Origin of the sequence: Nocardia arizonensis (assembly GCF_001310275.1) — a bacterium.
GTDB classification, from domain to species: Bacteria; Actinomycetota; Actinomycetes; order Mycobacteriales; family Mycobacteriaceae; genus Nocardia; species Nocardia arizonensis.
This window is the reverse complement of the sequence record NZ_LGYZ01000092.1, coordinates 82,082-106,264: the sequence shown is the minus strand read 5'-3', so window position 1 is coordinate 106,264 and position 24,183 is coordinate 82,082. Positions and strand designations below refer to the sequence as shown.

Below are 24,183 nucleotides of genomic sequence, written 5' to 3'. Positions count from 1 at the left end.
CATTCGCCGGTCGAACGACCCGCCGCCCCGGCAGGATGCCACCACCATCCGCCTCGGCGTGCGCACACCCGACGGGGCGGTCATGTAACTCGTTCTAGAGCGTCGTCGGTCCGCGGTCCGCGACCGCGGAGCCAGTAAGGGAGACCAGCACCGATGCGTACCGAAATCTGCGACCGGCTGGGGATCGAATTCCCCATCTTCGCCTTCACTCATTGCCGCGACGTCGCGGCCGCGGTCAGCAATGCCGGTGGCATCGGCGTGCTCGGCGCGGTCGGCTTCACGGCCGAGGAGTTGGAGGTCGAGCTCGCGTGGCTCGACGAACACGTCAACGGCGTGTACGGCGTGGACCTGGTCATCCCCTCCAAGTACGAGGGCAAGGGCATCGACGGCCTGTCCCCCGAGGAACTGGAAGCCAAGCTGGCCGAACTGGTTCCGCAGGGTCACCGCGACTTCGCCGAGAAGCTCCTGGCCGACCACGGCGTGCCGCCCCTGCCCGAGGACGAACACCACAACCAGCTGCTGGGCTGGACCGCCACCACGGTCGCCCCGCAGATCGAGGTGATCCTGCGCCATCCCAAGGCCAAGCTGGTCGCCAACGCGCTCGGTACCCCGCCGCCGGAATTCGTCAGCAAGATCCAGGAGTCGGGCCGCCTCATCGGCGCGCTCTGCGGGTCGGTCAAGCACGCGCTCAACCACAAGAACGCCGGACTGGACTTCGTGGTCTGCCAGGGCACCGAGGGCGGCGGGCACTGCGGCGAGGTCAGCTCGCTGGTGCTGTGGCCGCAGGTGATCGATGCCGTCGGCGATCTGCCGGTGCTGGCCGCGGGCGGTATCGGCAACGGCCGCCAGGTCGCCGCCGCCATGGCGATGGGCGCGGCGGGCGCGTGGACGGGTTCGGTGTGGCTGACCGTCGAGGAGGCGAATGTGCCGCCGGCTCAGATGCAGTCCTATATCGACGCGACCAGCCACGACACCGTGCGTTCGCGCGCGTGGACCGGCAAGCCCGCCCGCATGCTCAAGAACGACTGGACCGAGGCATGGGAGAACCCGGACAACCCCAAGCCGCTGCCCATGCCGTTGCAGATGATGGTCGCCCTCGACGGCGTCAAGCGCGGTCACCGGTATCCGGAAGCCGCCAAGGACGTGAACTTCAACCCGGTCGGTCAGGTCGTCGGCATGATGAACAAGGTCGAGCGTTCCGCCGATGTGGTCGCGCGGCTGATCGAGGAGTACGTGGAAGCCTGCGAGCGGCTCAACAAACTCAACGGCGCCTGAGACTCACTCCGGCCACCGCGGGTGCGCCGGCTCCAGGATCGGATCGGTGATACCGCCCCAGCACGCCAGCCGGGCGGTATCCCATCCGGCCAATTCCGCACCCGCGGCGTAGACCGACTGGTAGAACGCGAGCACCGTGCCGACGGGATCGTCGGCACGGCGCGCGGCGTCGTAGTCCAGATAGGCCGAATGCCCCGAACCCGCCGTCACCCAGTGCCCGCCGCCCGCGAGCGGACGTTCGGCCAGGCCTTCGGGTTCGGGTGCGACATAGGAGTAGAAGGTGGGCGCGGGCACCTTTGGATCGCCGAACCAGAACCCGGCGCTGATCTCCTCGCGCGAATAGGCTTCGCGGGTCACCGAATCCACCGTCGGCGGCAGTTCGACATGCCGGTCCGAGAAGCGCTGTACCGCGAGATCGAAGCTGTGCCAGAAGAATTGGACCGGACTGATCTTGCCCGAATAGGTGGCGCTGAACTCCTCGAGTATCCGACCGACCTGGCTGAGCACCCGGAATGCCGTGCGCACCCGCGCCGGATCGTAGGCGGCGTGTTCGGTGTCCTGCGCGAAGGGCCGTCCGGCATCGGGTAGGTCGAATGGATGTGGATGCGGCAGAACGACTTCAACGCCGAGATCGCCGAGGGCGCGCATGACGGCGTCGTAGAAGTCGGCGACGCTGCGCCCGGACAATTCGATCTCCACGGTGGTGCCGCGAACATCGGCGATGCGGAGCACGTGGTCGACGAAGTCGAAGGCGCAGTCGAATACGGGTCCGCGGCGGGCGGTGCCGAGCGGCACGGTGGTCATACCGCGGGCGGTGAGCCGGTAGGTGATGTGCCACCAGTGATTGCGGCGGATGCCGGTGGCGAGGGCGAGCTTGCCGACGATCTGCGTGAACCGGTGCAGTGTCTCCTTGGTCGGACGCCACGACTCGTAGGGTAGGGCAGGCAGCAACTCGGAGGAGTCGGTCATAGCGTCACGGTACGTTCACCCCGTGACGAATGCCAACTGTTTGCCCCTACCGGGAGGTAGATCGAAATACCTGGTACGATCGTCTCAGACAATCAGTGCTCGCGGCGCAGATCACGCCGTGGTGGCATGCCCTTCCTCGGCCGTTTCGACCACTCCGAGCAGATCGGCGAATCTCGCGACGACTTTCTCGTGATACATGCCGAAAAGGTCGTCGAACAGCGCCAATTGCGCATCCGACGGACCCGAATCCGATTCCCATACCGCCACCATCGCCCGCCATACCAGCACGTGCAGATCCGCCGCGCCCGCGAAGAACGCCTCGATCGCCTCCGGCACCTCCAACACCATCTCGCCGATGGAATTCAGAATTGCCCGCTGCATACTCGCACCCTGGACGGTGAGCAGCTTGCGCACCAGCACGACCTCGATGGCCAGAATCCGGTGGTAGGGCGGAACCTCCAGCCGCGCAAGCGTTTCCAGCTCATCTATGGCGGCCCTGAGCTCGGCCGGGTCGATACCCCGCGGACTGTCCGTGTAGGCGAGCAGCGCGCTCATGACGATGCCGCGCTCAACCTCGATGACATCGCGGAACATTTCGACGGCGACGTCCGGCATGGAGATCGAGTAGCGGAACAGGTGCCGGTATACGTCGATGCCGCCCGCCTCGCGGACGTCGCGAATGGTGAAACCCTTACCCCGACGCGCTTCGACGAATCCGTAGGACTCCAGTCGGCCGAGCGTCAGTTGCGCGGTCGCCCGGTTCATCTCGAATTCCTCGGCGACCTGACGAACCGACGGCATCAGTTCCCCCGGTTGATATTCCCCTGCGGCAACCCGGCGCGCCAATTCGTCGGCGACGTCGGCGACTACCGTGTGGGATCCCATCGAAAGCCACCCTTTCGTATCTAGTGCCCGTGACAACTCGTCTCGTCTACGTCCCAGACAGTCTAGGCCGCAGCATGTGAGACCGCACCTGTGTAACACTGTTCCGCGCACAGTGTGAGGTGATTCATGACCATTCGACAGGGATTCCCCCGGGCCTCCGCACTACACGCCCGGGGGAATCCACCCGTGCGCGCCGCTGTGCGCAATGCCAAACTGGCCGCGCTGCCGGTGGCCTTCGCGGGCAGACAGGCCATCGGCTTCGGCAAACGCGCACTGGGCCGCCCCGCCGAGCAGGTCGATCGGGAGATCAGGACCCGCACCGCGCAGCACATCTTCGAGGTGCTCGGCGAACTCAAGGGTTGTGCGACCAAACTCGGTCAGCTGCTCGCCATTTACGAATTGGCACTGCTGCCGGAGTTGGCCGAGCCGTACAAGATCGCGCTTGGTCGGCTCCAGGATTCCGCTCCCGCACTGCTGCCCTCGACGGTGCGCATGGTCATGGCTCAACATCTGGGCGACGACTGGCGTTGCCGCTTCCGGGAATTCGATGACCGCCGGGCCGCGGCCGCCTCCATCGGCCAGGTGCACCGCGCGGTCTGGCACGACGGCAGACCGGTGGCGGTCAAGATCATGTATCCCGGTGCGCGCGAATCTGTGCGCGGCGATCTCGACCGGTTGCGCGGCATGTCGGGGCTGGCACAGGTCTTCGTGCCCGGCGCGGATGTCAAGGCGCTGACCGAGGCGCTGTGCGCCTGCGTCATGGAGGAACTCGACTACGCCTGCGAGGCGCGCTACCAGCGCGCGTTCGCCGCCGCTTACGCCGACGACCCCGATTTCCGGGTGCCCGAGGTGATCGAACAACAGGGTGACGTACTGATCTCGGAGTGGCTGGACGGCACGCCGGTCCCCCGTGTCGTCGCCACCGGCTCGCGCCGCGAACGCGACCGGGTCGGCATGCTCATGGTGCGTTTCGTCCTCGACGGCTGCGCCCGCACCGAACTGCTCTACGGCGACCCGCATCCGGGCAACTTCCGGGTACTGCCCGACGGCCGACTCGGCGTGGTCGATTTCGGCGCATGCTGCCGCTGGCCACCGGAGGGTTTCGAGGAACTCGCGGTGGACTACTGCCGCGCCGTCTTCGAAGGCGGTCCGCTCGAGCTGGCCGGCGTGACGCGGCGGCACGGATTCATACAGGCCGATCGCACCGTGGACGCCGACGCGCTGTTCGCCGCGGTACTGCCCTGCGGAGAACCGTTGCGACACGCGACATTCCGCATGTCCTCGCCCTGGCTGCGCAAACAGGTGGCGCGCGCGACCAAACCGCGCCTGAGCAATGTGGCGCGCGATTGCACCATGCCCGCCAACTTCACCCCGTTCGCGCGCTCCGCGCTCACCCTCGTCGGTGCACTGGCCCAACTCGAGACCGAGGGCTCCTACCGCGACGAGATCATCCGCTCGATTCCGGCCCTGGCCGAGGTGTTCGAGCGCATGGACCGAGACGGGTCCGACCCGGTGGATCTCGCCGCCGCGCGCGAACGCCGCACGTCCGCGACCCGCTGCAACGGTCTCACGAACGCGGGCGGCACAGGCCGGGTACCCGACGACTCCCCTGTCTGAGTCAGCGGATTCCACCGCGGGGTAGCCGGTGGTACGCGGACACCCGACCCGCGGTGGTCAGTACGACAACCAGCGCCGCCACCGCGGGCGAACGAGTTCGGCCAGCGCCTCGTAACCCGCCGCGCCCGGATGTGCGCCGTCGCCCGCGGCGACCTCGCGCGTCCAGGTCGGATTCGCGCACAGGGATTCATGGATACCGACATAGGGAACAGCCTGTGCGGCACAGAGTTCGGCGAAGCGGCGGTCGAGATCGGCGGTGCGTGCGGTATGGGCGGGGTCGGCGAGCGGAGGCGGTCCGACGACCAGCGTGCGCCAGCCGCGGGCGGCGGCTTCGCCGAGCATGACCGTGAGGGCTTCGACGGTGACCTCCGGTAACACTCGGGGACCGCCGTTCTCGTGGGTGGCGTCGTTGGCGCCGACCGCGAGGACCACGCCCGCGCTGCGGCTCGCGGGCAGCCGCTGTTCGCATTCGGGCAGGAAGCGGCGCAGGACGTCGACGGAGGTCTGCCGGCGGACGCCGAGGTTGTAGACGGTCGGGGCGAGACCCGCGGCGGCGGCCTCGACGGCCAGACGCCCGGTCCACCCGCGGCATTCGGGATCACCGACACCGGCGACATAGGAGTCCCCGACACAGCAGATACGCAGATCACCGACCACCGGGTCATCCTGCCAGGCCGCATCGGCGCCGATCAGTCCCGCGCCCCCACGGTGATCCCGGTCCATCGCTCGGAGGCGGTCCACAGCCTGCGCGCGAGTTCGTCGTCGAGCGCCTGCTTGTTCCGCGGCGTCTCCTCGGTGAAACGGTGGAAGTAGCGGCCGTGGATGGCCTCGGTATCCGGCGTGGTCACCAGGTGGACCAATGGTTGCGCGCCCTTCTCAGGACGAATGAAGAACGGCTTGGACAGCGGGGATCGGATGAACGCGCCGAGGCCGAGCGGCGCGTTGTCGTAGACATTGGTGGCGACGGCGCCGGGGTGGAAGGCCGCCGTGACCAGTCCGCTGCCCGCGGTGCGGCGGGCCAGTTCGCGGGTGAACACGATATTGGCCAGTTTGGACGCGCTGTACGCGCGGAGCATGGCGAACGAGCCGCTGGTGGCATTGGCCTTGTCAAGATCCAGGTCGGCGTGGCGGTAGGTCATGCTGGCGGTGTTGATCACCCGCGGCCGCGGCGCCCGCGACAGTCGCTCCAGCAGCAGACCGGTCAACAGGAACGGCGCGAGATGGTTCACCTGGAAGGTGAGTTCGTTGCCGTCGACGGTGGCGGTGCGCTTGGCCCAGGCGCCACCCGCGTTGTTGGCGAGCACGTCGATGCGCGGATAGCGCTCGAGCAACCGGTCGGCGAGTTCGCGCACCTGGTCGAGATGGGCGAAATCGGCGAGGAACGCGTCCGCGCCCGCCGCTTCGGCGACCCGGCGGGTCTTCTCCGGTGACCGGCCGACCACCGCTACGGTGGCTCCGCGCGCACTGAGTTCCACGGCCGCCACCGCGCCGATTCCCGAACTCGCGCCGGTCACCACGATGGTGACGCCCGTCAGATCTTCGCCCTGCTCTGCCATGTGGTGTCTCCTCGTTCGGTGCCGTCTGTTCGATCGTCACCGCCGCGGCCGCGTACGGCAAGAGGGTTGCCGAGACAGGCCGCCCGGGGGTATCCGCGCCGGCTCTGGCAGGCTGGTCACCGCCCGAACGGCACCGCGCGCCGTCGAACCGCCACGGCGTGTGCTGCCGATCGGGTCCGGTGGCCTGCTGCATACTCACGCTCTACGCGAGGCGGGTGGCCGGTGCAGCTCCAACTCGATCCGAAAGTGCCGATACGACATGCGAGTCGACGGGCGGGACATCCCGGTCACGGGCAACCTGCTACAACCGCTGATCCGGCGGACCAATGACATCGTCCGTGTCGTCCTCGCCGCGCTGTGGCTGACCGTTGTCATCGCGGCCTCGGTGATCACCCGGCCCGAATGGCTCGCCCTGGAGCGATCGGTCTCCGATATCGTCGGCTTCCTCACCCCCGACCAGTCCAACCTGGTCTATCTGATCTACGGCATCGCGATCCTGATCCTGCCGTTCGCGATTCTCATCGAACTGTTCATCGGCAGGCAGTGGAAACTGCTCGCCGGGTACGCGGCCGCGGGACTGACCGCGGGTCTGCTGCTGTCCATCACCGGCACCGGCCTGTCCGCGCCGAGATGGCATCTCCAGGTGCCGGAGCGGCTGGACACCTTCCTGTCGCAATTCCTCGACGATCCCCGCTGGATCGCCATGCTCGCGGCGGTGCTGACGGTGTCGAGCCCGTGGCTGCCCAACCGGCCGCGGCGCTGGCTGTGGTTGCTGTTGCTGGCCTTCGCGCCGATCCACCTGGTGGTGAGCACGGTGGTGCCCGCGCGTGCCATGTTCGGACTCGCGGTGGGCTGGCTGGTCGGCGCGGTCATCGTGTGGGTGGTTGGCACGCCCGCGCTGGAGGTGCCGCTCGACGCGGCGGTGCGGCTGCTGGCCCGGCGCGGGCACACCGTGAACTCGCTGACCGTGGTACGCCCGGCCGGACCGGGTCCGCTGACGCTGGCCGCGGCGGTCGAGGGACCAGAGCGGGAACTGATGGTCGAGCTGTACGGCAAGAACCAGCGCAGTTGGGGCGCGTTGCGCACGCTGTGGCGGCTGATGACCTTCCGCAGCAGCGAGACCGCGGCACTGCACGGTTCGATGCACCGGGCGGTCGAGCACAGCGCCCTGATGACGATCGCGGCCGACGACCTCGGGCTGGCGGCGCAGACCACGGTGGGCGTGGCCGCGCTGGACCGCGGCTGGATGCTGTACGCGCACACCACACCGCGCGGCGTCCCGCTGGCCGAGAACGACGATTCGGTGCTGCCCAACGTGTGGACCGCGCTCGACCTGCTGCACCGCGGACAGATATCGCACGGCGACCTGCGCCCGGCCGAGATCATGATCGAGAACGGCTCGACTCTGTTCGCTGGATTCGGCAGCGCCGAATTCGGTCCCTCGGAGACCCAGGTGCAAACCGATATCGCGCAACTGCTGGTCGCCACCACGGCGATCTTCGGTCGGGAGACGGCGGTGCGCGCGGCCATCGACGCACTCGGCGTGCGGACCATCCTGTCGGCCTCGCGGCGGCTCACCAAGTCCGCCATGCCCGGCGGCATCCGCAGATCGGTGGCCGACTGGGGTTCGGTGGTGGGGCAGGCGCGCGACGAGATCCGCAAACAGACCGGCCAGGACAAGATCGAGGCCGACCAGATCACCCGGTTCTCGCGCAATCGGATCATCCAGCTGGTGCTGCTCATCGGCCTCGTCTACGTGGCCTATCCGTTCATCAGCGCCGTTCCGACCTTCTTCACCCAGCTAGCGACGGCGAACTGGTGGTGGGCGCTGTTGGGGCTCGGCGTCTCGGCGCTGACCTATGCGGGTGCGGCGGCGGCCCTGTGGGCGTGCGCGTCGGGTCTGGTGAGCTACACGAATCTGGTGATCATGCAGGTCGCCAATACCTTCGCCGCCACGACGACGCCGGCCGGGGTCGGCGGTCTCGCCCTGAGTGTGCGCTTCCTCCAGAAGGCCGGACTCGGCGCGGTGCGCGCCGCCGCCGCGGTGGCCTTGCAGCAGGCGGTGCAGGTCATCACCCACCTGAGTCTGCTGCTGCTGTTCAGCATCGTTGCGGGCACCTCGGCGGACCTGTCGCATTTCGTCCCCGACGCGATGGTGATCTATCTCGCCGTCGGCGTCGCGGTCGGCATCATCGGCACCTTCATGTTCGTGCCGAAGCTGCGTCGCTGGCTGAATACCTCGATCCGGCCGCAATTACAGGAGGTGTTGGGCGAACTCGCGCAATTGGCGCGCGATCCGAAGCGCTTCACGACCATCATCGGCGGCTGCGCGGCGATCACCCTCGGTCTGGCGGGCGCGCTGTGGGCCAGTATCGAAGCCTTCGGCGGCGGCACGAATTTCGTGACGGTCACCATCGTCACCATGATCGGCGGCACGCTGGCGGCCGCGGCGCCGACACCGGGCGGCGTCGGCGCGGTCGAGGCGGCGCTCATCGGCGGTCTTGCCGCCTTCGGCGTGCCCGCGGCCGTCGCGGTGCCCTCGGTGCTGCTCTACCGGGTGCTGACCTGCTGGCTGCCGGTGTTCTGCGGCTGGTTCGTCATGCGCTGGATGACCGCCCGCGACCTGATCTGATGCGAAAGGCCCCGGCGTCCAATGGATTCCGGGGCCCCACGCGCATCGAGCGGTCAGGCGGTGACGACGACTTCCCGCAGCCGCCGCGTGATGAGCTCCTCGGCCTCGCCGACCATGCGCTCGATCAGTTCGGCACAGGTCGGGATGTCGTGGATCAGGCCCTGGGCCAGACCCGCCGTCCAGATTCCCGCGTCCAGGTCGCCTTCCTCGAAGACCTTGCGCCCGCGCGCGCCCGCGACGAGTTCGCGCACATCCTCGAATGTGCCGCCCGCCTTCTCGATCTCGACGACCTTGCGGCTGATCTCGTTGTCGGCCACGCGCGCGGTGTTGCGCATGGTGCGGAAGATCAGCTGGGTGTCCAATTCGCTGTTGGCGACGATCTGCTCCTTGACCTTCTGGTCGATCGCCGACTCCCGGGTGCACAGGAACCGGGTGCCCATGTTCACGCCGTCGGCGCCGAGCGCCAGCGCCGCGACCAGCCCCTGCGCGTCGGCGATACCGCCGGAGGCGATCATGGGGATGTCGATCACCCGCGCGGCCGCCGGGATGAGGATGAGGCCGGGGATATCGTCCTCGCCCGGGTGTCCCGCGCATTCGAAGCCGTCGATGCTGACGCCGTCGACGCCGATGCGCTGGGCCTTGAGCGCGTGCCGCACGCTGGTGCACTTGTGCAGTACCTTGATGCCCGCCCCGTGGTAGTGCGGCAGGAACGGTTCGGGATTCGATCCCGCGGTCTCCACGATCTTGATGCCGCTGTCGATGATCGCCTTGGCGTATTCCTCATACGGCGGCGGGTTGATGGACGGCAGAATCGTCACGTTGACGCCGAAGGGCTTGTCGGTCAGCTCCCGCGTTCGCTCGATCTCCTTACGTAGATCGTCGGGGGTCGGCTGGGTCAACGCCGTGATGAACCCGAGCCCGCCCGCGTTCGCGACGGCCGCCACGAGTTCCGCACGACCCACCCACATCATGCCGCCCTGCACGATCGGATGTTCGACCCCGAATGTCTCGGTGAACCTGGTACGCAGCATTGCGCTACTCCTCTATTCCGCGCGGGCGTGCCGGTCCCCGCCCTGCCGGGCTCGATCGTGACATGCGGATCGACCCCCGTACAAGCGGTAAGTAAGCCATGATTCGCATAGTTGATGGATTCGTGAAGCCGCACAGTCGGCCTGTGGCGCCCAAGACGATCGGCAAAGCACCAGATCGAAGGGTGTTTCTCACGTCGGACCGCATTTCGGTGCGATTAACGCCGATTCATCTCCCGATCTCTTGCCGGTGGTTTAAGTTAGTTGTTATTCTCGTCTCAGTCGGCGCCAGGGGCGACTGCCCCACAGTTCGCGCGGAACAGCACAGCCAAGGAGTTGGTGGCATGACCACTGGTGTACACGCGCTCGCGGAGCCGATCCGGTCCCGGCGCAACCACTGGAACAACCAGATCGCGACACACGCGCAGATGCGTCCTGACGCGGTCGCCTTGCGGTTCCGTGGCGTCGACACCACCTGGCGGCAGCTCAACGACCGCTCGCTGAAGTTCGCCGACGCGCTGGCCCGCCGGGGCGTCGGCTTCGGCGACCGCGTACTGATCCTCGCGCTGAACTACCCGGAGTACCTGGAAGCCGTCTTCGGTATCAATGCTCTCGGCGCCATCGCGGTGCCGGTGAACTTCCGGCTCACCCCGCCCGAGGTCGCCTACATCGTCAGCGACAGCGGCGCCAAGGCCGTGGTCACCGACACCCTGCTCCAGCCGCTGGCCACCGCGGTGCAGGCGCAGTCGCCCGCGCTGGAGAACGTGATCGTCATCGGCGGAACCACCGGCGACGGCGTCCTCGGATTCGACGAACTGCTGGCCGAGGAAGGCGAGGCGCACACCCCGCTCGATATCGCCGAAGACACCCCGTGCCTGATCATGTACACCTCGGGCACCACCGGCAGCCCCAAGGGCGCGATCCTGTCGCACTCGAATATGAACGCCCAGTCGCTGACCTGTATCCGGGCGCTGGCCATGGAGCAGGAGTCCGTCGGCTTCTGCACCTCGCCGCTGTTCCACATCGCCGGACTCGGCAGCCTCGCCCCCGCGTTCATGCTCGGCGCCAAGACCGTGCTGCACCCGCTCGGCGCCTTCGACGCCAAGGACTTCCTCGACGCGGTCGAGGCGGAACAGGCCACCAGCGCGTTCTGCGTGCCCGCACAGTGGCAGCTGATCTGCGCCGACCCGACCGTCAAACAGCGCAAGCTGGCGCTCGAGGTGCTGAGCTGGGGCGCGGCCCCCGCCTCGGACACCGTGTTGAAGGCCATGGCCGACTGCTTCCCGAATGCCTTCAATGTCGCGGTATTCGGACAGACCGAGATGTCGCCGATCACCTGCGTGCTCGAGGGCAAGGACGCCATCCGCAAGCTCGGCTCGGTCGGCAAGCCCATCCCGACCATCCAGACCAGGATCGTCGACGACGAGATGAACGATGTCGCCCCCGGCGAGATCGGCGAGATCGTCTACCGCGGACCGACCCTCATGCAGGGCTATTGGAACAAGCCGGAGGCCACCGCCGAGGCGTTCGCGGGCGGCTGGTTCCACTCCGGCGACCTGGTGCGCCAGGACGAGGAGGGCTTCGTCTACGTCGTGGACCGCAAGAAGGACATGATCATCTCCGGCGGTGAGAACATCTACTGCGCCGAGGTGGAGAATGTCCTGTTCGGGCATCCCAAGGTCCGCGAGGCCGCGGTCATCGGCCGGCCGCACGAGAAGTGGGGCGAGGTGCCGGTGGCCGTCGTCGCGCTGGTGAACCCGGACGATGAGCTGACCATCGCCGAACTCGAGCCGTACTTGAACGAGAACCTGGCGCGCTACAAGCACCCGAAGGACCTGGTGCTGGTGGCCGAACTGCCGCGCAACGCCAGCGGTAAGGTCGTGAAAGTACAACTGCGCAAGGACTTCTCGTCCTGATTCCAGCGTGTCTGTTCCCCCGTTTCCGTGAACTGGGTCGCGGAGAGCGGTGCGGGCGCGGCGCGAATGCGTGAGGAGCCGGCCGAGCCGGTCCGGCGCATTCGCGCCGCGGTGTTTTCGGGGGGTGGTGTTTCGGGGCCGGACTCAGCCGACGTCCGCGCGGTCGCTTCCGCGCACCAGGCGATCGAGTCCGGGCGCCACCATCTCCTCGAGTCGGCGGTAGGCGTCGGCGGCGGGCAGGGGCGGGTCGGCGTCGACGATCATGCCGAGCAGGCCGACGATCCCCCACGACAGGAACGTGATCGGGGCCGCGAGTTCCTCCTCCTCCACATCGAAGGTGTCGGTGAGGCGTTCGGCCAGGATCTTGGCGACCATGCCGCGGGTCGCGCGCAGCAGCACCGCGTTGGCCTTCGCGCCGAGCAGCGCGCGGTACAGCTCCGGATTGCCCGCCGCGGTGTCGAACAGCGTGTAGACCGGGGCGAGCGGCGCCGAAATCGGCGGAGCCGCCGGATCTTCCGGATCGGGTCGCGCGGCCATGATGGTGGCGCGCAGATATTCGGTACTGCTGACCAGCAGCAGATCATCCTTGTCGCGGAAGTGGGCGTAGAAGGTCGAGCGGCCGATGTCCGCGCGCTCGAGGATGTCGCCGATGGAGATGCGCTCGTAGCCGCGTTCCAGCATGAGTTCGAGCAGTGCCTGATTCAACAGGGCGCGGGTGCGGCGGACTCTGCGGTCGGTTCCCTGGCTCATCGGCGGCATCCCGGTTCGTTCGTCACCGTTCGCTGTCCGCCTCGTCCGTCACTGCCTGGTCGCGCACTGTGCATAGGTCCTCCGACGAAGCGGCGCCGACGCGGTGCGTCGCCGCCGTCCCGGCTCGATCGTGCGGGTGATACCCAACGATAATGAACACTTGACCCGAAACAGACAACAGTTCACCGCCGAAGCACCGGGGAATCCGAATCCGGCGCTCCGTTGCACCGGCGTGTTTCGGACACGAAAACAGCAGGCGGACAGCCCAAACCGCATACGTGTCCGGGCCCCGACTACGGCATAATCGCGGAGGAACGGCTGCCGGGCCCACCGGAGGCGTGCGAGCGGAGAGGGAGGACGCGATGCGGCCCGATCTGTCGGAGGGGCACGGCGCTGGAATCGGGAGTGTGCCGCGACGGCGCACGGTCCTGCGCACGGCGGCCGTCGGCGCTGTCGCCGAACTACTCGGCGTCGCCCCCGAGAAGGTGCCCACCGGCGTGCCTTTCAACGATCTCGGGCTGAGCTCCCTACAACTCGCCCGGTTGACGGCTCAGCTGGAGGACGCCCTCGGTGTCGAGGTGACGCTGACCGCCATCTACGACCACCCCGACATCGAACAACTTGTCGAGCATCTCGCGATGCGATGACCGCCGCCGACCCCGCTCGCACCCGTCCATCGGTCGCGATCGTCGGAATGGGGTGCCGATTTCCGGGCGCCGACGGCCCGGAGGCGTTCTGGCGTCTGCTGCTCGACGGACGCGACGCCACCGGTGAACCGCCCGCGGACCGGGCGCTGACCCGTCGCGGCGGCTACCTCGACGACATCCATCGCTTCGACAACGACTGGTTCGCCATCTCCGCGCGCGAGGCCGCGATGATGGACCCGCAGCAGCGGCTCGCACTCGAGGTCGCCGTGGAGGCCGTGGACGACGCGGGCATCGGCTACCGGGTGCGCGGCAGCGGCGCCGCGGTGATCTTCGGCGCCTGCGGCTACGACCACGGCGTCACCGTACTCGGCGACGCCGGACGCGACGCGCCCTACGCGGTCACCGGTTCCGCGCTGAGCATCATCGCCAACCGGCTGTCCTACGTGCTCGACCTGCACGGTCCGAGTCTGGTGGTGGACAGCGCCTGCTCCTCCTCGCTGGCGGCCATCGACCTGGCGACACGGCTGCTGGCCGACGAATCGGTGCCGTTCGCGATAGTCGGCGGGGTCAATCTCACGCTGCTGCCGCACACCACCGAATATCTGGCCGACAGCGGATTCCTCGCCGAGGACGGGGTGTGCAAGCCCTTCGACGCCGCCGCCGACGGCTACACCCGCGGCGACGGCTGCGGTGTGGTGGTACTGCGCCGCACCGCCGACGCGCGCGCGGCGGGCGAACGCGTATATGCCGAGATCGCGGGCGCCGCAGTCGGTTCCGATGGGCGGTCCAACGGACTGTACGCGCCCAACGGCCGCGCCCAGCGCGATACGGTGCGGACCGCGTGGGACCGTGCCGGAATCGACCCGCGCCGCGCCGGATATCTCGAATGTCACGGCACCGGAACCGCATTGGGCGACGCGGTGGAGGTCGGGGCGCTCGCCGCGGTCCTCGCCCGCGAACCCGGGGCCGAACCCGTCTGGATCGGCTCGGCCAAATCCAATCTCGGACATCTGGAGGCCGCCGCGGGCATGGCCGGTCTCATCAAGGCGGCGCTGTCCATACGCCACGGCCTCATCGCGCCGACCATCAACTTCCGCGACGAGAATCCGCTGCTGAAACTCGCCGAACGCGGTCTGCGGGTGCCGACCGAGGTCATCGACTGGAGCGCCGTCCCGGTCGCCGAACGCTACGCGGGCGTGAGCTCCTTCGGCTTCGGCGGCACCAATGCGCACGTGGTGCTTCGCGGCATCGCGACCGCACCGCCCGCACGGCAACAGTCGGGTCCGGTCCCGATTCCGGTCACCGGGCGCGATGTCGCCGAATTGCGCACGCGCGCCACGGTTCTGGCCGATCGGCTGGACGAGCCGGAGGACCTGGACACCGCGGAGTCGACGCTGCGCGAGCTGGCGGCGGCCTGCGCGCGGGCGCTGCCCGAACAGGTCCGGGCCACCGTCGTCGCCCGCGACCGCCCGGAGGCCGTGGACCGGCTGCGCGGTCTGGCCGACGGGGAAACGGGCGCCGGGATAATCGGGCCCACCGCGGCGCGGCGGCCGGGCGGACTGGTGTTCCTGTTCTCGGGACAGGGCGGTCAGCACGCGCGCATGGGCCGGGCGCTGGCCGCGCGGCACCCGGCCTTCGCACGGGCGCTGACCTCGGCGGCCGACGCCGTCGCCGCGGTCGGCGGTCCACGGGTGTGGACGCCGCGCAACGGATTCCGGGTGGACGCGCAAGCCGCGACCGCCGTGGTGCAGCCCGCGATGTTCGCGTACCAGGTCGCGCTGGCCGAACTGTTCGCGGAATGGGGTGTGCGGCCGGACGCGATCATCGGGCACAGTCTGGGCGAGATCGCGGGTGCGGCGGTGAGCGGAGCGCTGTCGCTGTCGGATGCGGCGCGGATCGCGGTGTGGCGAAGCCGGTGTCTCGGCACGCTCGACGGCCAGGGCGCGATGGCGCTGGTGGAGGCGGCCGCGGAGGTGGTCGCGCAACTGGTCGAACCCATGCGCGCGGCGGTGGGGATCGCGGCGGTGAACGGTCCGCGCTCGGTGGTGGTGTCGGGGGAACCGCGCTACGTGGAGACCGTGGTACGCCGGGCCCGGCGACGCGATATCTTCGCCCGGCCCATCGCGGTCGACTTCGCGGCGCACAGTCCGCAGGTCACGGGGGTGCTGCCGGAGATGATTGACGCGCTGTCCGCGTTGACCCCGCGTTCGCCCGATATCCGCTTGTACTCGACCGCGCGGCGCGGCACCGTCGTGGAGACCGCGGCGCTGTCGGCCGACTACTGGGCCGAGAATGCCGCGGGCACCGTCGAACTCGCCGCGGCGCTGGAATCCGCCGCCGCCGACGGCTACTCCGCCGTCGTGGAGCTCGCGCCGCATCCCGTGCTGATTCCGGCGGTGCGCGAGTACGCGGAATTCCGCGACAGCGCCTATCCGGCCGCGACCCGCGAGGACGAGGCGGGGGCCTTCCTGGACTGTGTGGCACGGCTGCACACCGAGGGCAGGCCGGTGGACTGGTCGGCGCTTGGCCCGTTCGCCGGTCCCGCGCACCGACGGCACTGGCGACGCCGTCGCTTCGACCCGGTGATCACCGAAACAGCGCCTGCCGTAGTCGAATTCGTCAGCGATGCGCTCGACGACCATGTCGTGCACGGCATCCCGACCGTGCCCGCCGCGTATTGGCTGCGCAGGCTGGCGCACCTGGCTCGCGGCGAATCCGCCACCGTCATAACGGATTTCCTGATCAGCGAACTCACCGAGCTGGACGCGCTGCCCGACGTCTCCTATCAGGCCGATGGCGCCGCGCTTCGGGTCACGCTCCGCGACGCGCATGTGCTCGCCTCCGCGCGATCCCGCGGCGGCCCGACGCCCGCCGATATCGTCGCGTGGATGCGGCTGGCCGACGCCAATCGCGCGTCACAGCATCGGATGCACCGACTCGAGGCCGGTTACTTCTACGCCCGATTGCGCGGCAGACAACTGGAATACGGGCCGAGGTTCCGTCCGCTGCGCCGTATCGCGACCGCGCCCGGTCGCGCGCTCGGCACCTTCGAGGACGCCGACCTGCACAGCACCGCGACCCTGGACGGCTGTCTGCACCTGCTCGCCGCCGCCTGCTACGACGACCTGCCCGACGACGTGGTACCGCTGCCCATCGGCATCGACACCGCGTGGCTGTCCACCGAGCCGGATCGGGTGGTGCTGGAGGGACACGCGCTGATCACCGAGCGCACCGCGTCCGCACTGGTCGGCGATATCGTCGGCACGGATCAACACGGCGCTCCGGTGCTGGCGATGACCGGTGTGCGCGTGCGTTTCGCCGATCCGGCGTCGCGGGTGCACCCGCACGCGGCCGACGCGCACGTCCGCGGCGCGACGCCCGCCTTCCGGCGCGAGAGCTGGCATCCGCTGCACCCGGACGTGATCACCGCGGGCGGGGACGCCCGCCCGCGACATGTGCGCCGCGCACTCGTGGTCGGCGAATCGGCGCAGGCCGTGCGTCTGGCGCGAGCGCTGGAATCGACACTGCCCACCGAGCGCGTCGCCCGCGAGCCCGATGCCGCCGCCGCGGTACTCACCTCGACCCTGTTGCGCCGCACCGCCGCCGAACGCATCGCCGTCGCCGTGGTCCTTCCCGCCGACACCGAACCCGGCCAGGAGACCGTTGCCGCGGTCGGCCGGATTCTCGCGTTACTGCAACATGTGCGCTCCCACGACGCCATCGCGACATTGACCGTCGTCCTGCCCCGGGGCCATTCCCGTACCGCGCACGCCACCGCGGCGCTCGTCCGATCGGTGCAGCTGGAATCCGGGCGCGCGATTCGGTTGGTCTGGGCCGATCACGACGCAGGCAACGCACCGGCCCTGGCCGAACTGGTCACCGCCGAACCCGGGGCGGCGCTGCCCGAGGAAATCCGGCTGACCGGCGCGGATTTCGCGGCGCGGCGCTTCACGCTCGCCAAGGCCGCCGCCGCGGCCCCCACCATCGATCCGAAGGGCACCTACGTCGTTACCGGCGGACTCGGCGCGCTCGGCGCGGTAGCGGTGCGCTGGCTGCTCGACGCGGGCGCGCACGACGTGGTGGTGCTGACCCGGTCACCGCGCCCGGTGCCCGCCCTGCTCGACGGTTCGGAGGATCGCGTCGTCGTGGTCCGCTGCGATGCCGCCGACCGCAGCGACCTGGACAATGCGTTGCGCGACATCCGCGAATGCGGTTCGACCATCCGCGGTGTCGTGCACGCCGCGGGCACCCTGGAGGACGCCGTCTTCGACGCCGTCACCGCCGACCAGGTGGCGCGCATGTCCGCGCCGAAGGTCACCGCCGCGGTCAACCTCCTCGACCTGACCGCGGCCGATCCCCTCGACTTCGTCCTGCTGTGCTCGTCGGCCACGGGCGCGCTCGGCGCGCCCGGCCAGGCCGCCTACGCCGCCGCGAATGCCGCCATGGACGCCGCGGCCGCCCAGGCCGCCGCGCGGGCGGCGGGTGCGGACCAACCGACGCGGCGGATCGTCAGCATCGGTTGGGGCGTGTGGGAGCACGGACTCGCCGAAGCCGCGGGCGGCGCGGCCCATCTGCGTCGCGCGGGCATCGCCGCCGTCGACACCCGACGCGGCGCGGAACTGCTCGGCGCGGCCCTGCGCCACGCCGACCCGTACCTGCTCGCGGTGGACTACACACCCACCGCCGACACCGCCCCGGTCGCGAACCGCCTCCGCGATCTCCTGTCACCGCACCGCGATTACCCGCGCCCTCCGGTGACGGCCGCGCCCGAACCACCGCGCATCCCCCTCCGGCCGACCACCCCCGAACCGCTCACCGCGACCATCCGCCGGATCCTCGCCGCCATCATCGACCAGCCGGCCGAATCCATCGAACCCACAGTGGATTTCAACGAGCTCGGCCTGAGTTCCCTGCTGGCCATCGAACTGCGCCGAGCGCTGGAGACCAGACTCAGCATCGTCATATCCACCGCCGAACTCTTCCGCCACCCCACGGTCGCCGCGCTCGGCGCGGCACTCGCGGATCGAGTCGCCGCCGCCGACGCCGGGCAGGCGTCGTGACACCGCCACCGGACGGCATGCCGGGCGCACGGACTCTCGTGAGCGCGCCGGAGCGGTTGTGCGATCGGATTGCCGGATGGGCGCTGACGAAGCCGGACGAGTCGGCGTTCACCGCGTTGAGCTATCGGGGCGCGCGGCGCAGCGCGCGAACGGTGACCTACGCGCGACTGTTCGGTGCGGCATGTGCGCTGGCACAGCGGTTGCGGGACGACAGCGCGCCCGGGGATCGGGTGGCAGTGCTGTGCGAGCACGGGCTCGACTATGTGGTCGCCTTCCTGGCCTGCCTGTACAGCGGACGTGTCGCCGTGCCGTTGCCACCGGTCGACGGATCGCGTGCGACCGAACGGCTGGATGGGGTGTTGGCGGACGCGCGGCCCGCATTGGGCGTGATCTCGCGGGGCGATGTCCGCACCGGCTCGGCACTGGGCGCGGCGGCGGGCCGGATACTGTCACCGGACCTCGACGCGCATGCGGAGCGGCCCGAACCCGAGGCAGGCGACCATGATCCGGCCTACCTGCAATACACCTCGGGATCGACCAGAAGGCCCGCGGGCGTACGCGTCACCCACGCCAACCTCGCCGCAGCGCTGACCCAGCTGTACGACGCGGTGCCACCGACCCGGGAACGACCCATCGTGACCTGGTTGCCGTTCTTCCACGATATGGGCCTGATACTGGGCCTGTCGCTACCGCTCTACTGCGGTGTGCACGGCGTGACGCTCGCGCCGCAGGATTTCGCGAAGCGGCCGATCCGCTGGCTGCGCGCCTGCGACGACTACCGCGCGGGCACCACGGCGAGCCCCGATTTCGGCCTCGCTCTTACGGTTTCGGCCACCTCACCGCACGAGCGCGCGGGTCTGGACCTGTCCGTACTCGAAGCGATGCTCAATGGCGCGGAACCGATACGCGCCAAGGTCCTCACCGAATTCAGCCGCACCTTCGCCGAATACGGCTTCCGACACCGCGCGCACACCCCCGGATTCGGTTTGGCCGAGGCGACCCTCACGGTGACCGTCGCCGACCACCGCGCCGAACCGGTCACCCACCACTTCGACCGCCAGGCACTCGGCGCGGGCACGGCCGTGCCGGTGGCCGCCGGTGACGCGAATGGTATCGCGCTGGTCTCGTGCGGATTTCCCGCCGGACAGCAGGTGGCGGTGGTCGACCCGAACCGGCGCACGGAACTCGCCGACGGCGCGGTGGGCGAGATCTGGGTATCCGGCCCGAATGTCGGCGACGGCTACCACGGCGATCCGCATTCGTCCGCGAACACCTTCGGCGCCATCCTCGACGGCCGCGCCGAACGGTGGTTGCGCACCGGCGATCTCGGCTTCCTCTTCCGCGGCGAACTGTATATCGCGGGTCGTCGCAAAGACATGATCATCATCGACGGACGCAACCACTACCCCTCCGACATCGAGGCCACGTCCGCCGCCGCGACCCCGTACATCCGCCCCGGCCGCCTCACCGCCTTCGGCCACGACGACGGCGCACGTGAGTGCCTGGTGATAGTCGCGGAACTACACGCCTCCGACCTGCCCGAATCAATGCCGACCGACGGGATCGCCCGACACATCCGCACCGCCGTCGCCGTCGCCCACCAGGTGATGCCGTTCGCGGTCCTGCTGGTCGAACCCGGCACTATCCCCAAGACCTCGAGCGGAAAGATTCGCCGCGCCGAAACCCGCACGCGATATGCCGCGGGCCGACTCCCCCTGATCGCGACCGCGGGCCGCCCGTCGCCCGGGTGACGGGCCACCCCCGGATATCCGGGAACCGCGCCGGGTCGCCAGACAGCTCTTCGCCATCAACGACGGATTCCTCGCGCCGCTGTTCTTCATCCGGATGGGCGCTCGACTGAATCTGCGCGAATTCGGCGAACATCCGGGGCTGATCCTGCTCGGCCTGATCCTGCGCCGCAGCGATCACGGCGCACCTGGTGAACCGAATGAGCGGACAGCCGTTCGGATACGGGGCACTCGCCGCGGCGCAGATCGGAGTTCCGGTCGCGGCGGTGACCGTGGGCAGTCAACTGCGCGTACTCGTCCCGGGGGAATCCTCGGCCATCATATTGGGCGCGCTGGTCACCATCGGCACCGCGACCTGGGCGTCGAGCCGAATCGCCGCTCGGCAGGGCGATTCGGCGAAACGCCGAGTCTAGGGATTCGGAACGTCGCGACCGAGGAGACGGTCGGTTTCGCGACGTTCGCGCTTGGTGGGTCGTCCCGATCCGCGATCACGACGCGGCATGGCGGCCAGGATCTCGCGTGGCGGCGGAGGTGGACTCCGGTCGATCAGACATTGCGCCGCGACGGGCGGGCCGACCCGTTTGGTGACGATCCGCTCCACGACGACGATGCGTTCGACACCGCCCGCGCGAATACGGACCTCGTCACCGACGCGGACCGGCTGAGCGGGTTTGGCCGTGGCGCCGTTGACGCGCACGTGCCCGCCCCGGCATGCCTCGGCGGCAGCGGATCTGGTTTTGAACAGGCGAACCGACCACGTCCACGAATCGACGCGGGCCTGAGTCGGTGCCGCCTGCTCGACCAAGGGCTACCGTCAGGCGACGCGCCGCGCGGTGACGACGTCGTCGGGATCGAGGTGGGTGTAGGAGACCGGGGTGCCGGACTGTACGGCGTTGAGCAGCTTGCCGTCGCCCGCGTAGATGCCGACGTGACCGCCGCCATTGGTGATCACGATGTCACCCGGCTGGAGGTTCTTGAAGGCGACGGGAGCGCCGACGTGCGACTGCTCGAAGCTGGTGCGCGGCAGTTCGATACCGGCCTGACGGTAGGCCCACTGCACCAGACCGGAGCAGTCGAAGCTGGCCGGACCTGCGGCACCCCAGGAGTACTGGGCGCCGACCTTGGTCTTGGCGGCATCGAGGGCCTTGGCGGCCGGGGAGTGATCCTCCATGACATTCGGGAACAAACCGCCCTGCGGCACCTGGGGCAGAGTGCCCAGCGCGGCGGGAGGCAGCGCGGGCGCGGCGGTAAGGGCCTGCTCCAGCTGCTTGTTGAGTTCCTGAACCGGCGCATCGAATTCCTGCGGAACCGGGACGTCGAAACCGCCCAGGCCGGGGATATTGATGGTGGCGGCCATCGCGGGAACCGCGGGCATGGCACCGGTAGTTGCGGCCACTGCACCCATCACGAGTGCACCCTTGACGGAATTCGGCAACCGAGATTCCCGCTGCAAGCTATGTTTACCCACCGAGCTGAGTCTCCGATCTTCCTGCTCATCCCGCCGACCGAGTTAGCTGACGGGTTCGGGCCGGGAAGATCGGCCCTACCGCGACGGCGACTATACCGTTGCGGATTCACCCCAGACGAACCTGTGGGTCCCCGGCTCGACAGCCGGAACGGGGAGTCCCGACCGCCGATTAGGCGGTGACTCAGTGGCGCCGATTCCTGGACGAAGCGACAGACTCCACTAAGTCACGAGAAGATTACGATGCCGATGCACTGTTGTCCAGCGCACAGACCTGCGAATTCCCGAACCTGTGAAAATTCACTGGACATTCGTGCGCGCGACCTACCCCGCCGTCTGATCACGATTCGGTATCGGAGCGCAGCGAACGACTCATAGCAAATGACTGGCTAGCGATCACGTTCGGCGAGCGCGCGTTCGAGTTCGGCAATCCTTCGCCGCGCGTCGGCCAGCGCGACCTCGACTTTCCCCAGCGCCATAACGAGTGGCCCGACCGCGAGATCCGCGACGAGCTGCGGATCGTCATACCCCTTTTTGATTGCCATAAGGATGCTCGATCGAATCCGGGCCGCCTGTACCGCGGTCTCGGGCACATCCCACGCCGCGACCACCTCGGCGGTGGTCCGTAGATCGGCCGACTGAGGATCTTCGGACATGACACCCCTCCTGCTCACCCGCACCCGACCGGCACCGACACGATCAGCCTAGAGAGCCGTGACCCGCGATGACAAAGCAGACATATCGATATCTATGACATGCCGTAGATTGCCCCAGATTCCGATGACGGCAGGGGCTACGGTATTAGGGCATGGACCCCGTGCGGAATCCGTATGCTCCCGGAGCCGGACAGCGCCCACCCGAATTGGCTGGCCGCGACAAGCAACTCACCGCCTTCGACATCGTGCTGGAGCGGGTCGCCCGCGGCAGGCCGGAACGCAGCGTCATGCTCACCGGATTGCGGGGCGTCGGCAAGACGGTCTTGCTCAATCAGCTCCGCTCGGCCGCGATCTCCCGCAACTGGGGCACCGGCAAGATCGAGGCCCGCCCGGATCAGGACCTGCGCCGTCCGCTGTCCTCGGCGCTGCACATGGCCGCGCGCGCGATCGCCATGTCGCATCGCAATACGGAACGGGTCGATGATTTCCTCGGCATTCTCAAGGCATTCGCCCTGCGCGCCACCGCCGACAAGGGCATGCGGGAACGATGGCAGCCCGGCATCGACGTCCCCGCGGTCTCCGGCCGCGCCGATTCCGGCGATATCGAGATCGATCTGGTGGAACTGCTCAAGGAGGCCGCGGCGCTTGCGGGCGATATCGGCGTCGGCATCGCCGTATTCATCGATGAGATGCAGGATCTGGGGGCCGCGGACGTCTCGGCCATCTGCGGCGCGTGCCACGAATTGAGTCAGGACGCCGCGCCGCTGATCGTGGTCGGCGCGGGTCTGCCGCATCTGCCCGCCGTGCTGTCGGCCTCGAAGAGCTACTCCGAGCGGCTGTTCAGCTACCACCGCATCGACAGACTCGACCGCGACTCGGCCGATCAGGCGCTCATCGCGCCCGCCAAGCGCGAGGACGTCGAATTCACCGCGGGCGCATTGGACACCCTTTACGAAAAGGCCGATGGTTACCCCTATTTCGTGCAGGCGTACGGCAAGGCCGCCTGGGATCAGGCGCCGGAGAGTCCGATCACCGCCGAGGATGTCGAGGTGGCCTCCCCCACCGCCGAGGAGGAACTCGCGGTCGGGTTCTTCGGTTCCCGCTACGAGCGGGCGACGCCCGCCGAGCGCGAGTACATGCGCGCCATGGCCGATCTGTCCGGTGACGACGGTCCGGTCGCCACCGCCGCCGTGGCCGCCGAACTCGGACGCAAACCGGCCTCACTGTCCCCCGCGCGCGACGGGCTGATCAAGAAGGGCCTCATCTACTCCGCGGAACGCGGCACGATCGGCTTCACGGTCCCCCACTTCGGCCGCTACCTGCGCGGCGTGTGAGGACACTATATCGCTATCTATCGCCCTCTCTAGATATCGATAGAAAACTATCGCGACCCGGGCGCTACCACCCGCCCGGCAATCGCCGCCGCCCGGCCACCAGATCGTCGGCGAGATCCTCGTAGCCGACCGCCGTTTCGGCCAATAGCCGCCGCACGTCATCGAGTTCGTGATCGGAACCGCGCACGAGCGCGGCATAGGCGACCGCGGTATAGGCGGCGATGCGGTCGATGACCGCGCCAATGGTCTCGGTGTGCGGGGCGGCGGGTCCTCGGCTCGGTGGCAACTGGCCGCGCACCCATCGGTCGATCTCGCGGATCAGCCCGGCGCTGCGGCCGTCGATGTGGTCGTCGCGACCCCCGGTCAATCGCCGTTCGTGCAGCCCGGTCAGCGCGTGGGCGGCCCGAAGCACGGGATGTCCGGCGTAACCGACTCCGCGACAAGCACTCAGCACTTCCTCCTTCGTCGGAAACCGTTCGTTCCGCACGAATCCTCCCCACGGTCGATATGCGTCCGCGCCGATACGGCGAGGCCCAACTCGGTTCGCGGCTACCGCGACCCGCCGCGGACCGGAATATTTTCACACCCGAATGGCACCGGACCGGAATCGACATCGCCGACAGGCCACGGGAACCGCTCGTTCAT

General features: G+C 68.8%; 19 protein-coding genes and 1 riboswitch. Of the genes, 9 read left to right on the top strand and 10 right to left on the bottom strand.

Features of this window, described 5'->3' with window-relative positions; genetic code table 11:
- Positions 1-153 precede the first annotated feature (153 nt).
- Complete coding sequence (locus APZ21_RS22520) at positions 154-1,275, top strand: NAD(P)H-dependent flavin oxidoreductase (protein ID WP_054815284.1); 1,122 nt, start codon at positions 154-156, stop codon at positions 1,273-1,275.
- 3 nt (positions 1,276-1,278) lie between these two features.
- On the opposite strand, the gene APZ21_RS22515 is transcribed toward APZ21_RS22520, so the two are convergent.
- Both APZ21_RS22515 and APZ21_RS22510 read right to left on the bottom strand, forming a co-directional pair.
- Positions 1,279-2,244, bottom strand: coding sequence for a DUF5996 family protein (locus APZ21_RS22515; RefSeq protein ID WP_054815283.1), 966 nt, complete (start codon positions 2,242-2,244; stop codon positions 1,279-1,281).
- A 111-nt stretch (positions 2,245-2,355) separates the two neighbouring features.
- Positions 2,356-3,129, bottom strand: a complete 774-nt coding sequence (locus APZ21_RS22510) for a GntR family transcriptional regulator (RefSeq protein ID WP_054815282.1) — start codon at positions 3,127-3,129, stop codon at positions 2,356-2,358.
- 126 nt (positions 3,130-3,255) lie between these two features.
- On the opposite strand from APZ21_RS22510, the gene APZ21_RS22505 reads away from it, so the two are divergent.
- Positions 3,256-4,746, top strand: coding sequence for an ABC1 kinase family protein (locus APZ21_RS22505; RefSeq protein ID WP_239476763.1), 1,491 nt, complete (start codon positions 3,256-3,258; stop codon positions 4,744-4,746).
- 57 nt (positions 4,747-4,803) lie between these two features.
- Here APZ21_RS22505 and APZ21_RS22500 read toward each other — a convergent pair whose 3' ends face one another.
- Positions 4,804-5,403, bottom strand: a complete 600-nt coding sequence (locus APZ21_RS22500) for a GDSL-type esterase/lipase family protein (RefSeq protein ID WP_054815363.1) — start codon at positions 5,401-5,403, stop codon at positions 4,804-4,806.
- 32 nt (positions 5,404-5,435) lie between these two features.
- Positions 5,436-6,302: an SDR family NAD(P)-dependent oxidoreductase gene (locus APZ21_RS22495; protein WP_239476762.1), complete on the bottom strand. Its 867-nt coding sequence runs from the start codon at positions 6,300-6,302 to the stop codon at positions 5,436-5,438.
- Positions 6,303-6,561: 259 nt separating this feature from the next.
- Between APZ21_RS22495 and APZ21_RS22490 the strand changes: the two genes are divergently transcribed.
- A complete protein-coding gene (locus APZ21_RS22490) occupies positions 6,562-8,934 on the top strand; it encodes a lysylphosphatidylglycerol synthase transmembrane domain-containing protein (RefSeq protein WP_054815281.1) in 2,373 nt (790 codons plus the stop codon).
- 53 nt (positions 8,935-8,987) lie between these two features.
- On the opposite strand, the gene APZ21_RS22485 is transcribed toward APZ21_RS22490, so the two are convergent.
- Complete coding sequence (locus APZ21_RS22485) at positions 8,988-9,965, bottom strand: NAD(P)H-dependent flavin oxidoreductase (RefSeq protein ID WP_054815280.1); 978 nt, start codon at positions 9,963-9,965, stop codon at positions 8,988-8,990.
- A gap of 341 nt (positions 9,966-10,306) precedes the next feature.
- Between APZ21_RS22485 and fadD5 the strand changes: the two genes are divergently transcribed.
- Entirely contained in the window at positions 10,307-11,878 is a 1,572-nt protein-coding gene (gene fadD5, locus APZ21_RS22480) for a fatty-acid--CoA ligase FadD5 (RefSeq protein WP_054815279.1), read from the top strand.
- Positions 11,879-12,022: 144 nt separating this feature from the next.
- Here the strand turns inward: fadD5 and APZ21_RS22475 are convergent, their stop codons facing one another.
- Positions 12,023-12,628: a TetR/AcrR family transcriptional regulator gene (locus APZ21_RS22475; RefSeq protein ID WP_082393378.1), complete on the bottom strand. Its 606-nt coding sequence runs from the start codon at positions 12,626-12,628 to the stop codon at positions 12,023-12,025.
- Positions 12,629-12,990: 362 nt separating this feature from the next.
- On the opposite strand from APZ21_RS22475, the gene APZ21_RS22470 reads away from it, so the two are divergent.
- The 4 genes from APZ21_RS22470 (at position 12,991) to APZ21_RS36470 (ending at position 20,496) form a co-directional block, all read left to right on the top strand.
- Positions 12,991-13,275, top strand: coding sequence for an acyl carrier protein (locus APZ21_RS22470; protein ID WP_054815361.1), 285 nt, complete (start codon positions 12,991-12,993; stop codon positions 13,273-13,275).
- Complete coding sequence (locus tag APZ21_RS22465) at positions 13,272-18,335, top strand: type I polyketide synthase (RefSeq protein WP_054815277.1); 5,064 nt, start codon at positions 13,272-13,274, stop codon at positions 18,333-18,335. Before APZ21_RS22470 ends, APZ21_RS22465 begins: the two co-directional genes overlap by 4 nt.
- A 38-nt stretch (positions 18,336-18,373) precedes the next feature.
- Positions 18,374-20,086: a fatty acyl-AMP ligase gene (locus APZ21_RS22460; RefSeq protein WP_239476761.1), complete on the top strand. Its 1,713-nt coding sequence runs from the start codon at positions 18,374-18,376 to the stop codon at positions 20,084-20,086.
- A 197-nt stretch (positions 20,087-20,283) separates the two neighbouring features.
- On the top strand, positions 20,284-20,496 hold the full coding sequence (locus APZ21_RS36470; protein ID WP_054815276.1) for a hypothetical protein: 213 nt from the start codon (positions 20,284-20,286) through the stop codon (positions 20,494-20,496).
- On the opposite strand, the gene APZ21_RS22450 is transcribed toward APZ21_RS36470, so the two are convergent.
- The 3 genes from APZ21_RS22450 to APZ21_RS22440 form a co-directional block, all read right to left on the bottom strand.
- Positions 20,493-20,888, bottom strand: a complete 396-nt coding sequence (locus APZ21_RS22450) for an RNA-binding S4 domain-containing protein (protein WP_054815275.1) — start codon at positions 20,886-20,888, stop codon at positions 20,493-20,495. The genes APZ21_RS36470 and APZ21_RS22450 overlap by 4 nt on opposite strands.
- A 9-nt stretch (positions 20,889-20,897) precedes the next feature.
- Positions 20,898-21,488: a C40 family peptidase gene (locus tag APZ21_RS22445; RefSeq protein ID WP_054815274.1), complete on the bottom strand. Its 591-nt coding sequence runs from the start codon at positions 21,486-21,488 to the stop codon at positions 20,898-20,900.
- A gap of 79 nt (positions 21,489-21,567) precedes the next feature.
- Positions 21,568-21,737: riboswitch (cyclic di-AMP (ydaO/yuaA leader) on the bottom strand.
- 200 nt (positions 21,738-21,937) lie between these two features.
- Positions 21,938-22,204 carry a hypothetical protein gene (locus APZ21_RS22440; protein ID WP_054815273.1) on the bottom strand — a complete coding sequence of 89 codons (267 nt, stop codon included), beginning with the start codon at positions 22,202-22,204 and terminating at the stop codon, positions 21,938-21,940.
- Positions 22,205-22,356: 152 nt separating this feature from the next.
- Between APZ21_RS22440 and APZ21_RS22435 the strand changes: the two genes are divergently transcribed.
- Positions 22,357-23,538, top strand: a complete 1,182-nt coding sequence (locus APZ21_RS22435; protein WP_054815272.1) for an ATP-binding protein — start codon at positions 22,357-22,359, stop codon at positions 23,536-23,538.
- 64 nt (positions 23,539-23,602) lie between these two features.
- Here APZ21_RS22435 and APZ21_RS22430 read toward each other — a convergent pair whose 3' ends face one another.
- A complete protein-coding gene (locus tag APZ21_RS22430) occupies positions 23,603-23,992 on the bottom strand; it encodes a DUF4254 domain-containing protein (RefSeq protein ID WP_239476760.1) in 390 nt (129 codons plus the stop codon).
- Between the last annotated feature and the right edge of the window lie 191 nt (positions 23,993-24,183).

What these genes read in the sequence shown, in the direction of transcription:
- APZ21_RS22490 (WP_054815281.1), top strand. Translation starts at nt 6,562, where the DNA reads ATGCGAGTCGACGGGCGGGACATCCCGGTCACGGGCAACCTGCTACAA.
- APZ21_RS22475 (WP_082393378.1), bottom strand. Translation starts at nt 12,628, where the DNA reads ATGAGCCAGGGAACCGACCGCAGAGTCCGCCGCACCCGCGCCCTGTTG.
- APZ21_RS22485 (WP_054815280.1), bottom strand. Translation starts at nt 9,965, where the DNA reads ATGCTGCGTACCAGGTTCACCGAGACATTCGGGGTCGAACATCCGATC.
- APZ21_RS22520 (WP_054815284.1), top strand. Translation starts at nt 154, where the DNA reads ATGCGTACCGAAATCTGCGACCGGCTGGGGATCGAATTCCCCATCTTC.
- APZ21_RS22495 (WP_239476762.1), bottom strand. Translation starts at nt 6,302, where the DNA reads ATGGCAGAGCAGGGCGAAGATCTGACGGGCGTCACCATCGTGGTGACC.
- APZ21_RS36470 (WP_054815276.1), top strand. Translation starts at nt 20,284, where the DNA reads ATGAGCGGACAGCCGTTCGGATACGGGGCACTCGCCGCGGCGCAGATC.
- APZ21_RS22510 (WP_054815282.1), bottom strand. Translation starts at nt 3,129, where the DNA reads ATGGGATCCCACACGGTAGTCGCCGACGTCGCCGACGAATTGGCGCGC.
- APZ21_RS22445 (WP_054815274.1), bottom strand. Translation starts at nt 21,488, where the DNA reads ATGGGTGCAGTGGCCGCAACTACCGGTGCCATGCCCGCGGTTCCCGCG.
- APZ21_RS22470 (WP_054815361.1), top strand. Translation starts at nt 12,991, where the DNA reads ATGCGGCCCGATCTGTCGGAGGGGCACGGCGCTGGAATCGGGAGTGTG.
- APZ21_RS22440 (WP_054815273.1), bottom strand. Translation starts at nt 22,204, where the DNA reads ATGTCCGAAGATCCTCAGTCGGCCGATCTACGGACCACCGCCGAGGTG.
- APZ21_RS22515 (WP_054815283.1), bottom strand. Translation starts at nt 2,244, where the DNA reads ATGACCGACTCCTCCGAGTTGCTGCCTGCCCTACCCTACGAGTCGTGG.
- fadD5 (WP_054815279.1), top strand. Translation starts at nt 10,307, where the DNA reads ATGACCACTGGTGTACACGCGCTCGCGGAGCCGATCCGGTCCCGGCGC.
- APZ21_RS22465 (WP_054815277.1), top strand. Translation starts at nt 13,272, where the DNA reads ATGACCGCCGCCGACCCCGCTCGCACCCGTCCATCGGTCGCGATCGTC.
- APZ21_RS22505 (WP_239476763.1), top strand. Translation starts at nt 3,256, where the DNA reads ATGACCATTCGACAGGGATTCCCCCGGGCCTCCGCACTACACGCCCGG.
- APZ21_RS22435 (WP_054815272.1), top strand. Translation starts at nt 22,357, where the DNA reads ATGGACCCCGTGCGGAATCCGTATGCTCCCGGAGCCGGACAGCGCCCA.